At 27.8% G+C, this 12,864-nt stretch carries 10 protein-coding genes; 3 read left to right on the top strand and 7 right to left on the bottom strand.

All coding sequences use genetic code 11. The features are described from left to right. The first annotated feature begins 35 nt into the window (after nucleotides 1–35). Nucleotides 36–434, top strand: coding sequence for a DoxX family protein (locus CXF68_RS03985; RefSeq protein WP_101043075.1), 399 nt, complete (start codon nucleotides 36–38; stop codon nucleotides 432–434). A 142-nt stretch (nucleotides 435–576) separates the two neighbouring features. On the opposite strand, the gene CXF68_RS03980 is transcribed toward CXF68_RS03985, so the two are convergent. The 5 genes from CXF68_RS03980 to CXF68_RS03960 all read right to left on the bottom strand — a co-directional run bounded on the left by CXF68_RS03980 (nucleotide 577) and on the right by CXF68_RS03960 (nucleotide 8,653). Then, a complete protein-coding gene (locus CXF68_RS03980; protein ID WP_101043074.1) occupies nucleotides 577–1,461 on the bottom strand; it encodes a class I SAM-dependent methyltransferase in 885 nt (294 codons plus the stop codon). Nucleotides 1,462–1,554: 93 nt separating this feature from the next. After that, the gene (gene mnmG / locus CXF68_RS03975) at nucleotides 1,555–3,432 is read right to left on the bottom strand and encodes a tRNA uridine-5-carboxymethylaminomethyl(34) synthesis enzyme MnmG (protein ID WP_101043073.1); all 1,878 of its coding nucleotides are present in this window, start codon (nucleotides 3,430–3,432) and stop codon (nucleotides 1,555–1,557) included. 30 nt (nucleotides 3,433–3,462) lie between these two features. Next, nucleotides 3,463–3,879, bottom strand: coding sequence for an rRNA maturation RNase YbeY (ybeY, locus tag CXF68_RS03970; protein WP_101043072.1), 417 nt, complete (start codon nucleotides 3,877–3,879; stop codon nucleotides 3,463–3,465). After that, on the bottom strand, nucleotides 3,876–5,330 hold the full coding sequence (locus CXF68_RS03965) for a hypothetical protein (protein WP_101043071.1): 1,455 nt from the start codon (nucleotides 5,328–5,330) through the stop codon (nucleotides 3,876–3,878). The genes ybeY and CXF68_RS03965 overlap by 4 nt, the downstream gene beginning before the upstream one ends. Nucleotides 5,331–5,362: 32 nt before the next feature. Further along, entirely contained in the window at nucleotides 5,363–8,653 is a 3,291-nt protein-coding gene (locus CXF68_RS03960; RefSeq protein WP_101043070.1) for a DUF4175 family protein, read from the bottom strand. Nucleotides 8,654–8,778: 125 nt separating this feature from the next. Here CXF68_RS03960 and CXF68_RS03955 point away from each other — a divergent pair, with 125 nt between their 5' ends. Together CXF68_RS03955 and gltX are read left to right on the top strand one after the other, a co-directional pair. Next, nucleotides 8,779–9,588: a hypothetical protein gene (locus tag CXF68_RS03955; RefSeq protein WP_101047324.1), complete on the top strand. Its 810-nt coding sequence runs from the start codon at nucleotides 8,779–8,781 to the stop codon at nucleotides 9,586–9,588. Between the two features lie 347 nt (nucleotides 9,589–9,935). Beyond that, on the top strand, nucleotides 9,936–11,453 hold the full coding sequence (gene gltX / locus CXF68_RS03950; protein WP_101043069.1) for a glutamate--tRNA ligase: 1,518 nt from the start codon (nucleotides 9,936–9,938) through the stop codon (nucleotides 11,451–11,453). A gap of 56 nt (nucleotides 11,454–11,509) precedes the next feature. On the opposite strand, the gene CXF68_RS03945 is transcribed toward gltX, so the two are convergent. Together CXF68_RS03945 and CXF68_RS03940 are read right to left on the bottom strand one after the other, a co-directional pair. Next, nucleotides 11,510–12,100 carry an outer membrane beta-barrel protein gene (locus CXF68_RS03945; protein ID WP_157821847.1) on the bottom strand — a complete coding sequence of 197 codons (591 nt, stop codon included), beginning with the start codon at nucleotides 12,098–12,100 and terminating at the stop codon, nucleotides 11,510–11,512. A gap of 55 nt (nucleotides 12,101–12,155) precedes the next feature. Next, nucleotides 12,156–12,590 carry a fructose 1,6-bisphosphatase gene (locus tag CXF68_RS03940; RefSeq protein WP_101043067.1) on the bottom strand — a complete coding sequence of 145 codons (435 nt, stop codon included), beginning with the start codon at nucleotides 12,588–12,590 and terminating at the stop codon, nucleotides 12,156–12,158. Nucleotides 12,591–12,864 lie beyond the last annotated feature (274 nt).

Genomic DNA, 12,864 nt, shown 5'->3' with positions numbered 1-12,864 from the left:
TACTATAAAAGTTATATTTGCTAAAAATCAACTATATGGAACTTATTCAAAAACATGCAACAGAACTTTTAATTCTACTTTTTTTAATTATAACCTTTTTACAATCGGGTATTGATAAAGTTACAGATTGGAATGGTAATGTATCTTTTATAAAAGAACATTTTAAAAATTCACCTTTTAAAAATATGGCACCTCTTTTGCTAGTTGTTATTTTAGTGATGGAATTACTTTCAGGTGCTTTTATGTTTATAGGTATTTTTAATTTAGTTACTTTAGGAAATGGAGCATTAGCTTTATTAGGAATTCAAATTGCAGCTTTATCTTTAATATTTCTTTTAATAGGACAACGCTTAGCTAAAGATTATGCAGGTGCAATGACCTTAGCAGTTTACTTTTTAATTACAATTTTTGGTATGTTTTTATTAAATAAATAAATTTTATTATTTTTATGTTTAATATAAAAATAAACTATATAAAAACCTCTTAAATATTACATTTAAGAGGTTTTTATATTTTTTTAGATATAGTTTACCTTTATATGTGTTATATATGTTTAAAAGTGTCTTAAAATCGTTTTTAATCGTTTTTAATAATATATATTAACGATGAATACTCACCATCTCTTTTTGCTTTTATATTAGATCTTAAACCAGTTATAAAAGCATGTAATGGTCTTGATTTATTTGTTTTATATTTTTCTGATAATAATGATACATAAAAAGAATCAAACTTCATTGGTAATGTTTTTTCAACTTTCATTTCAATAGAAGAGAACAATTTTTTTATTGAATTTTTTGAAAAATGCCATAGATGTCTTGGTACATCATAAGCAGCCCAAAACTCTTTATAATGTTTTGCATCATAACTTTTAAAGTTAGGAACCGCTATAATTAAAACACCATTTGGTTTTAATAATTTTTTTAATTGATTTATATATTCAATTAAATTTGGAATATGTTCTAGTACGTGCCAAAGAGATATTATATCAAACTGCTTACCTTCGTATTCCTTAATATCACTTTTTAAATCAATATTTTTTTCAATTGAAAAATTTCTAGCTTTTTCTGAAGGCTCTACCCCGTTAATTACCCAATTATTTTTTTTGCAAATTTTTAAAAAATCACCAGTACCAGCACCAACATCTAAAATTGTTTTTTCTTCTGTGTTAAAAGAATTAATTAATTTTAATTTTTGGTTAAGTGTGTAATTTTTTACTAATTGATATATTCTGTCAAAAATTGTTTTTTTACTATCTGTATGAGAAATGTAAGCTTCACTTAAATAGTAGTTTTCTAAATTTACGGGTACTGGTGAAGTTACAAGCATATCATACTCTTTGTTATACATTGTTTCATAACTTTCATTAGAAACTGTATGATCAATACAATTTAAATGCGGAGTAAGATTTACATAAAGCTCTTTTTCTCTATCCAATTTATTTCCTTTTTTATAATGTTCCATGTGGAACATTATTTATGTTCAATGCAATATTACGTAAAAAGAAAAAAACGTTCGGCATAGAACGTTTTTTCTTTTTATAAACTTAGTTATTTATTACCTTCCCATATAAACTAAAAGTATAGAAATATCACTTGGTGATACTCCACTTATTCTGCTTGCTTGTGATATTGAAGAAGGTTGAATTTTATGTAACTTTTCTCTTGCTTCAATAGATAAAGAATGTACTTTATCATAATCGAAGTTTGATGGAATAACTACATTTTCTAACCTATTTAATTTATCTGCATTGTTTTTTTCTTTATCAATATACCCAGAATACTTTAAATGAATTTCTGCTTGTTCTATAACATCATCTTTCATTTCGTTTTCTTTAATATAATTATGAAGCTTTTCAATACTATTAAAATCACTTAAATTTAATTGTGGTCGTGTTGCTATCTTTATTAATTTCATTGTTTGATTAACAAGAGATAATCCTTTTGATTCTAATATTTTATTTATTTCTTCTTTCTTTACACTTAGGTTTGTAATAAAATGAATCAATTTATCAGTCTTCTCTTTCTTCTCTATTACTCTTTCTAATCTATCATCAGATGCTAAACCCAATTTATGTCCTAATGGAGTTAATCTTAAATCTGCATTATCTTGTCTTAGTAGTGTTCTGTATTCAGCACGAGAAGTAAACATTCTATATGGTTCTTCTGTTCCCTTAGTAATTAAGTCATCAATTAAAACACCAATATAAGCTTCACTTCTTTTTAAAATAAATGGTTCTTTGTTTTGAGTTTTTAATGCTGCATTTACACCTGCCATTAAACCTTGTGCAGCTGCTTCTTCATAACCAGTAGTCCCGTTAATTTGTCCTGCAAAGAATAAATTTTCAACTAATTTAGTTTCTAAATTGTGTTTTAATTGTGTCGGTTGAAAAAAGTCATATTCTATAGCGTAACCAAATCGTAAAAATTTTACATTCTCAAAACCTGGAATCAATCGTATTGCTTTGTCTTGTATATCTTCAGGCATTGAAGTAGAAAAACCATTTACATATATTTCTACGGTAGTCCATCCTTCAGGTTCTACAAAAACTTGGTGACGGTCTTTATCTGCAAAGCGATCTATTTTATCTTCTACTGAAGGACAATAACGAGGACCTGTTGATTTAATTCTACCATTAAACATTGGTGAACGATCAAAGCCTTCGCGAAGTATATCATGCACCTGAGGATTGGTATGAGTTAAATAACAAGAACGCTGTTTTGTTAATTTTTTTGTAGTTGGTAAATAAGAAAATTTCTCAGGATTTTCATCTCCAGGTTGCTCAGTCATTTTAGAAAAATCTAATGATCTTGCATCTACTCTTGGAGGAGTTCCTGTCTTCATTCTTCCTGACTCAAAACCTTTAGCAACCAAATCTTCTGTTATTCCTGTAGAAGCTCCTTCTCCTGCTCTACCACCTCCAAATGTTTTTTCACCAATATGAATCAATCCATTTAAAAAAGTACCGGCAGTAATAATTACTGTTTTAGCTTTTATTTCTAAACCTAATGCTGTCTTTACTCCAGCAATTCTATCGCCATCAAAAATTAATCCGTTAACAGAGTCTTGATAAAAATCTAGATTATCTGTTTGTTCTAACATTGTTCTCCAACACTCTGCAAATTGCATTCTATCAGATTGCGCTCTTGGGCTCCACATAGCAGGTCCTTTCGATTTGTTTAGCATTTTAAACTGAATAGCTGTCTTGTCAGTTACGATAGCACTATAACCACCTAATGCATCAATTTCACGAACTATTTGACCTTTAGCAATACCACCCATTGCAGGATTACAGCTCATTTGAGCAATGTTCTGAAGATTCATTGTTATAAGTAAAGTGTGTGCGCCCATGTTTGCACTTGCTGCTGCTGCCTCACTACCAGCGTGCCCACCTCCTACTACAATTACATCGTATGTTGTGTTAAATAAACTCATAATTTTTATTCTGTTCCACGTGGAACTGTTTTAGTTCTTGTTTAAAAGTTTTAAAGAATCATTTTCTTTAGAACGCATAATTTCTTTTTCTTCATCGGTTTTATCTTTGTATTTCATGTAATGTAAAACACCATGAATAATAACACGATGCAATTCATCTTCAAATAAAACATTAAATTTTTTTGCGTTTTCTTTTACTCTTTCTATTGAAATAAAAATGTCTCCTCCAATAAGTTTACCTAAAGTGTAATCAAAACTAATGATATCTGTTAGTGTATCATGTTGTAAAAATTCAACATTCATTTTATGTAAATAAGTATCATCACAAAATATATAGTTGATCTCCCCTAGTTCAAAACCATCTCTTTCAATACAGTTTTGAATCCATTTATTTGTACCTTCTTCATCTTCTAATTTAAACTCGGTTTCGTAATTAAATATAATCATTTTAACTTATTTGTCATTATTGTAAAAGCATTTAAGTTACGAGAGTAACCTATATATCTAAAGCTATCTTTTAAAAAGCAGCTTGATTCTTTTTTAAGATCTGTGATCTTTTCTAATTGATCAATATATTTTTGTTTATCTACTTCTTTATAAATAGTATCTTCATTAGTGTCTAATAAATCATAATTTTTATTTAAAACTACTTCGAAATATCTCTTTCCTTTTTTAATTAAATAGTTTTCAAAATGAAAATCATTTGGTTGAACAGGACCAAAACCTCTAGGTGTACTAAAGTTAACTTGATTCATCATTGTTTGGTGGTGTATCATAAAATGATGATGATGCCACCACCAATTATAGTTATAAGAGTAAGTTTTATTTACATAATCAACTCTAATTTTTAGATTATTATTCTTTGTTTTATTTACTGTTATAGTAGCATTGTGTTTTACTTTATTTGCTTTCTTTAAGAAATTTTCTATTCCATCAAAATTTTCATTTCCTTTAATAAAAGGATCTAAATTATTATCTATGGAGATTTCTTTAAGTACTTTTTTAGTGTTAATATCTGATATTTTTATAGATCCATTTTTCTTAGTCATGGCAAGTTGAAAAAGCTTTCTGTCAGAAAAATATGAAGTAGCTTTGTTAAATTTTATATCAGAAGAACTTTTGAAAGAAAAAAATTCTGGCTCAGTGTTAGTTTTTAAATCAAATTTTAAAAACTGAGTAACACTTTTCTTTTTATTATTTAGTGAAAAACCTGCAATATTTACATTCAAAGGCTCATATCCTTCTTTAGTAAAATAAAGAATATTGTCTTTGTAGTATAATTTAACTTGTTGTGTAGATCCATTAGCTACAAACTCATCAGTTTTAATAGTACTTATATTTTGATTTTTAAAGAAGTCTTTATAAGAACTATCGTTTTTTAATTCAAAAGAAAAATATTTTTCTTTATCATTTCCATCATATTTGTTAATTGAAATTTTGTTATCTGTTTTATAAAGCAAAAGAGAACTACTTTTGTTTCTTATAACTGCTGAGAAATCTTCGTGATTTACAGGAGTACTTTCAGTTACTTTTTTGGTAATAAGATTAATGTTTACTTTCTTTAAAAGATGTTTTTTTTTTTCTTTATATGAAAGAAGAAGTGTTAATATATTGTTCTTTTCATGAAAAGAAATAGTGCTTAATTCTTTATTATTTTCAAACGGATTAATTTCAGTAATTTCCTTTCCGTTGAACAAAAAAGGATGAATCGTATACATCTTGTTTTGTTTGTTTTTAGAGAAGATTAAATGAAACGATTCGTTATCATTTAAATCGCCAGAAAAAGTTTTTTCTGTTTTAAAGTGCTTAGGAAGTTTAATTATGTTGTTAGTAATAGTATTAGCAAAACTAGTTGCAATAAATAGTAATACGAATGAAAAATTAATAAATAACTTCATTTAGGTAGTTTAAAGTATTTAAATAAATAAGATTAATCTTTATTAGGAAGGCTAAAATACTCTTGAACCTTCTTTTTAAAATTTTGGCGCAAAGGTAATGATTGCCTGTTTAATATCTCAGTTTGATTATAAAACAACTTTTTAAATTTTAATGCTTTTGCAGATTCGCTATTATATTCTTGTAGGTTGGTGTTAGATTTTCGTTGTTTATCACGATTTTGTTCTAAGGCAGCTTTATCTAATTTTAGTAATTCATAGTTTAATTGTTGCATTTTATTAATGTTTTTTTGATTAAAACCATTTTCTAAAATTTCATTTTCTAGCTGTTCCATTTTCTTTAAAGCTTGCTTAGCTTTACCGTTTTTAGTACCACCTGCTTTAATAGCATCTTCTAATTGTTGCCTTAATTCTGATTGTTGTTTGTATATTTCATATAATTCACCATTAATATCACCGCCTTGTTTTCCAGTTTTACCTTCTTTCTCTCCTTTCTTTTTTCCGTCCTTTCCTTCTTTAGGTTTACCTTTATTATTCTTTTGCATACCTTCCTTCATTTTTTTCGTAAGCTCGTTTTGCTTTTTTATAATATCTGGTAAGCTAAATGATTTTCCTTTACCCTTTCCTTTTCCGTTACCAGGTTTCGGGTTTTGCATAGCATCTAATGTGTTACTAAGCATGTCTGCTAATGTATTTGCAGCGGTCATTATGTAACGCTGATTAGAAACACCACTTTGAAATTTATTATCTGCAAAGTTTTCTAAAGATTGATCTAAATTATAATGAGCTAATGATAGTTGATCTTGTATTTTAGATGATATTTTAGGAACTTTAATAGATAATACAAATAAGCTATCATCAATATGTTCGAAGTAAGTTTTAAGTTGATGTTGTTTTTGTAAAACCTTTCCGAAATTTGGGTGTGATGAATTACTAGCTGAAAATTTATGCATTAGGGCTTCTTGATCAAAAGAAAAAACAAGTAAGTTATCTAATATTTGACGCATACCTTCTATGTTTTCTTCTTCCATGTTAGCGCTCATTTCTTGCATAGATTTTTTCATTTTCTGGCTCATCTCTTGCATTTTCTTAGCAGCCTTCTTTTGGTTCTCTTTAGCGGGTGATTGTTTTTTGTTGTTTAAGTTCTCTTCAGCTTTGTTAAGTTGTTTCTCAGCTTCTTTAGCTAAATCATCTAAAGAAGGTAAATCCATTGGGTTTTTTAATTCTTTGTTATCTTTTTTAACTTCATTCAGCTCTTCTCTAGCTTTATTAAACTCTTCTTTTATTTTCTCCTGCTCTCCTTTCTTTGTTTCTTTTTTACTTAACTCTTCCTGTTTTTTACTTAACTCATTTAAATTGTCAGCCAATTTTTGTACTTTTTGTTCAATATAAAAACGCTTAGTCATTTCTAATATGCGTTCTAAACTCTTTTCTTGTTGTTTATTTTGTTCAGCTAATTCTTTAGTTTTCTTAATTAAATCTTCTCTGTTTAATTTTTCTGTAAGTTTTTTAAGTTCATTTAATAGTTTTTGCTGTTTTTCTAGTTTTTTAAGCTCTTTAATTCGCTCTTTTAAATGTTCTTTTTTTTCTTGTAAACTTTGGTTCTCTTCTTTTTTCTCAGAAAAATTCTTCTGTAAATTTTCTGTTTGACGTTGCATCATTTGTTTATATTGATCCTGACGCTTTATTAAGTTTTTAATTTTTTTCTGATCATTCCAGTTAACCTTCTTTTTATTCTGAAGTTCAAACTGAATTTTTTCTAATTCTTTTTTACTTTGTTGTTGTTTACTTAATGAGTTTTCTAAATTTTGAATATGATTACGTTGTTCTTGTAAAAGCTCTTTATCTATTTCATTTGTTGTTTTTTGTCGGTAAGAAAACTTTTGACTCAATGCTCTCTTATTACCATTTACGGCATCGTTATCGAACACTTGAAAATACATTTCATAGTCAATTCCTTTCTCTAAGTTTAAGCCTTTTGGAAATTCATAAAAGAAATTCTGAATTGTATTTTTATTAATCTTGATATTTTTAAAAGAAGTTTTTTGAGTATTTTTTTTATCGTAATAAACTAATTCCATTTTTTTGAAACCATAATCATCAGAAATTTGACCTACGAATTGTGCATTACCTCGTGAAATACTGTCAATATTAGATTTTACTGTTATTATAGGATGCTCATCTTTAATAACAGTAATGGTAAACTGTAATTGTTCGTAATCTTTAAGGTTTTCATTAGTTGTGGTAATTTTATAATTGACAGCTTGTTTAATTTGTTTCTTAAATATAAAAACGCCTGTTTCTTCTTGTGTAAAATTTGTTCTTTTTTTGTTTTCTATGTAACTAACAGTATCAGTTTCAGAAGTTTTTACAAGCCATTGTACAATTGTTCCTTGTGGAACATTTAGGTTTCCTGTGTTTTCAATTATTTCATTTTTCTTTTTAATATACCATGGGTATTTTAATTTTAATGAAATATTTTGAATTGTAGGTGTGTTAATAGTAGTAATTTTAAATACTTGAGATTCTATAGTGTTTGCACTTACATAAAAACTAAGAGCTTCCTGTATGTCAATAAAAGTATAAGAAAATAAGCCGTTTCCTTCGTTTGTTAAAAAATACTGTTGGCTATTAAAATGAACTTTTGCTTCGTTAGGAATAACCTCACCTGTTGTTTGAATATAAACAGTAATATCCTTTCCTTTAATTACCTTTAAATCGTTTGAAGTTAAATTAAAATAAAAAGGAGCAGGTGCTTTATAAGCGATAGAATGATTTACAACACGATTAAAGCTATCAGATAATTTATTACTTGTACCCGTTAAAAAAGTTAACCCCAAAATAAAAAGGGGTATTATAGTATATTTAAGATATTTTGTATTGCTGGTAAAATCAATAGCCTTGGTAAAAGAAATGGGTTGAATTTCTTTTGATTTTTGCTTGATACTAGCTAATAGTAATTCAGATTGCTCGCTGTTTTTCTTTAATTGAAGTATATTTAAAAGTTTGTCTTGTACTTCAGGAAAATGATTTCCTATAATTTTAGAAGCTTCTTCAAAAGAAATACCTTTTTGTAATCCTATAATTTTAAAAATGGGAAAACAAATAAAGCGTAAAAATAAAAATGCTTCAACAATAATAAATAACCAAAATAATAAGGTTCTAGCTGTGGGTTTAAGCCATAAAAAATGCTCTATAAATAAGGTAAAGAATAGGTATATTAAACCTAAGGAAATAAATAAAATACTTCCTTTTATTAACTCACTTGTATAGTATTTTCTACTAAACTGCTGTAATTTTTGTTCTATAGTGTTCAAAATCGTCATATCAATCTATAAAAGTACTATTTTTATAATGAAGTTTTTGTTAAAGATTTTTGTAAGTATTTATTATTTTAGACTACTAAATGTATGAACTTTCATACAAACCTCAATTATTCAATATTATTCAAATGAAAAAAATATCTATTTTATTACTCTTGTTTTCTTTTAATCTTTTAGCACAAAGCCCTTGGGTAAAAGAAAAAGGAAAATCATACCTTCAATTATCATACACAAGTATTGCTAATTATGATAAATTATTTGCTAAAACAGAAAAAGAATTACCAAACAAAGTATCCGATAATACGATACAATTTTATGGAGAATATGGTTTAACAGATAAAACTACTTTATTAGTAAACCTTCCATTTAAAATGACAACTTTAAATACGGCTATTAGTGGCTCGGTAAATAATAATTCATTAGGAAACATTCAGATAGGTGTAAAACATAATTTTTCTAATAATAAATGGTTACTAACAGGTCAATTAAATATAGAAGCTAATACTAGTAGCTATAAAGCTAATTCAGGTTTAAGAACTGGTTACGATGCTTGGAGTTTTACTCCTTTATTTATTGCAGGTAGAGGTTTTGATAGATGGTACATACAAGCATTTACAGGTTTTGATATTCGTACAAATAAGTACAGTAGTAATTATAAGTTAGGAGGTGAAGTAGGTTATAAAACATTAGATTGGTTATGGATTGCTGGTTTCTTAGATGGTGTAGCATCTTTAAATAATGGAGATATTGCATTACCTAGCGAAAACTTAGCTACAGGATTGTATGTAAATAACCAAGGTTATGCAGGTTTCGGATTAAAATTTATAGGAGAAATTAATAATAATTTTGGAGCAAATATAGCTTTAGGAGGTGCTTTTACAGGGAATAATGTAGCAAAAGCGCCAGCAATTAGTTTTGGAGTGTATCATAAGTTTTAAATGAATGTGAAATTTTATGGTTTAAACGTAATTATTTTATGGGAAAATAATAACTAAGATGTTTTATATTAAATAAATTAGTGCATTATTAATTTATAAAAATTTAATTATGTTAAAGAATGTTTTAAATTTAGGTTCTGTATTAAAAAAATCACAACAAAAAAAAATTAACGGAAATGGAGGGTGTGAACCTCTTATACCTTGTCATTTAGATTCTGAATACGATAGATCTTTGTGCAAGTGCGTACGAACTTTTCCTTCTTAATGGAATTTATTTAAAGCGAGCTACGGCTCGCTTTTTTTATGGGTAGATTAAAACTATCTTTGCGTCTTCAAATTAACAAAAAATGACTGAGAACGTAAGAGTACGCTTTGCTCCTAGCCCAACAGGACCTTTACATATTGGAGGTGTAAGAACTGCTTTATTCAACTATTTATTCGCTAAAAAACATAACGGAACTTTTGTGTTACGTATCGAAGATACCGACCAAACACGTTATGTTGCCAATGCAGAGCAATATATAATTGATGCTTTAAAATGGTGTAACATTCCTTTTGATGAAGGACCAGGGAATAATGAAAAATTCGGACCTTACCGTCAGTCAGAACGAAAAGAATTATATAAAACATATGCTACTGAATTAATTGATAAAGATTGGGCATATTATGCATTTGATACTACTGAAGAGTTAGATGCACATCGAAAAAATCACGAAGAAAATGGTAAAACATTTACTTATAACTGGCATAATCGCGAAAAATTAAATAGTTCATTAGCACTTTCAGCTGATGAAGTTAAAGCTAAATTGGCAGCAGGTGATAAATATGTTGTTCGTTTTAAAACACCACAAGACGAAACTTTAATACTTGAAGATGAAATTCGTGGTAAAATTAAAATTGACACCAATGTATTAGATGATAAAGTATTGTTTAAGTCAGACGGAATGCCAACATATCACTTAGCTAATATTGTTGATGATCATTTAATGGAGATTTCACATGTTATTCGTGGTGAAGAATGGTTGCCTTCTCTCCCACTTCATGTATTACTTTATCGCGCCTTTGATTGGGAATCTCCAAAATTTGCACACTTACCTTTAATTCTAAAGCCAGTTGGAAAAGGAAAATTAAGTAAACGTGATGGTGATAAATTAGGATTTCCTGTATTTCCTTTAGAATATACAAACGAGAAATCTGGAGATGTATCAAGAGGTTATAAAGAAGATGGTTACTTTAACGATGCATTTATAAATATGTTAGCCTTATTAGGTTGGAATCCTGGTACAGAACAAGAAATATTTTCATTAGAAGAATTGGTTGATGCTTTCGATTTAAGTAGAGTTAGTAAGTCGGGCGCTAAATTTAGCCCAGACAAAACAAACTGGTTTAATCAACAATATTTACAGCAAAAAACAAATGAAGAGTTAACAACATTGTATACTCCTATTCTTTCAGAAAAAGGAATTACTACTGATGTAGAGTATACAACAAAAGTAGTTTCATTAATAAAGGAGCGTGCTACATTTGTTGCTGATTTTTGGGAATTATCTAGTTTTTTCTTTGTAAATCCAACAGAATATGATGAAAAAGCAGCTAAAAAGCAATGGAAAGACACTACTGGTGCGTTAATGGAAGAATTAACAACGGTAATTTCTAAAATTGAAGATTTCACAATAGAAAATACTCAAATTGATATTAAAGGTTGGATTACGGCTAAAGAAATAGGTTTTGGTAAAGTTATGCAACCACTACGTTTAAGTTTAGTAGGTAAATTAGCAGGGCCAGATTTGTTTGATATTATGACAATGATTGGTAAAGAAAATACAATAGCGCGTATTAAAAACGCAATAAAAAAACTATCATAAAAACTAAAAACGCCGCTTTATAAAAGCGGCGTTTTTTATTATTTAGAATGCTCTTCTTAAAATTGATTATAGTAACAAGAAGAAGAAGTTTTTCCTTTAATACCTCCATTAGAATTATTCCAATCTAATTTAAATACAACACTTAAAGTTCCTTGAATATGAGAGCGCATACTTTCATAATTTTCAAGAGAATGTTTGTAGTATACCTGAGGGTTAATACCTATTTTATCATTTAACCAATAAATACCACCAGCACCAATGTTTATAGTAGGTGTCATTTTTAGTTCAGAATCTACAATACTACCTCCAGCAAATACGTATGGAGCAAATTTTTCAAATACTGCGTTAAAATTATAACGTAATGATCCATCCATAGAAAAATAATTAGCAGAATTACTAATAACACCAATATCATTAATTGTATTAAATGACATCGCTCCGTTTATAGATAAACGCTCACCAATAGGCATCGTTAAATTAACTACTGGGGTTTGAAAAAGATATGCATCACCAATAAAGGCAGCATCACTTTTACTAAATTTTGTAACTCCCATACCAATACCTATTTGCCATGAGTCGTTTAAATTTTGTGAAAACAAGTTCATAGAAAAGCAAAGTACAGTAATAAGTAAGATTCTATTTTTCATAAATTTCGAGGGATTTATTATAATATAACTTGTTAAATGCTAATTTAGTGTAAATTTAAATGGCATTTACTTTTTTAATAGCAGCTGTAAAATCATCTAAATCGTTATTATTCATAACTAAGTGAATTGCTTCGTCACAAACTTTTTCAACATTATCTGTTGGAAATTGTAATGCAACTGCTGTTTTTTGCATAAGTGTTATTTGCTCTTTATCTACATGGTCATCAGCAAAAACCATTTTTGTTAAAAGGTATAAACGTTCAATACGTTCATCATAACTTACAGGAGGATTTACAGGATATTTTTCAGGATTCTTTAAAATCGCTACATATTCAGTTTCATCAATATTTAATCTTTTTGCGGCTCTATCTAATAATTTTTGTTCACCTGCTTCAATAACATTATCAGTTTTTGCAATTTTTACAACACTAGCAAAGTGTCCTATTTCTTGTTTGTGTTTTCCGGTAGAATATAAATCTGATATCGACATTTTTTATGTTTTTATAATTAAAATTACGTATTCAATATTAAGAGACAAAGATTAAAAAAAAGTCACGATAAACCTTTTACTAAAGTTAAGAAATTTATTGAAAAACTAAACATAATTTTTTCTTATAGTTTTGTCTTTAATAATAATAATTTCTAATTGAAAAGCGAGCTAAAAAAGCTGATTTAAGACGTTTTAAAAAAACGGATTACACAATAGTTGCTGTACTATATTTATAGTGTAAAATAGTGTTTAAAATTAGTATTTACTCTAAATA

Origin of the sequence: Tenacibaculum sp. Bg11-29 (genome assembly GCF_002836595.1) — a bacterium.
Classification (GTDB): Bacteria; Bacteroidota; Bacteroidia; order Flavobacteriales; family Flavobacteriaceae; genus Polaribacter.
Note: the sequence above shows the minus strand (reverse complement) of the source record. Positions and strands in the feature narration are given on the sequence as shown.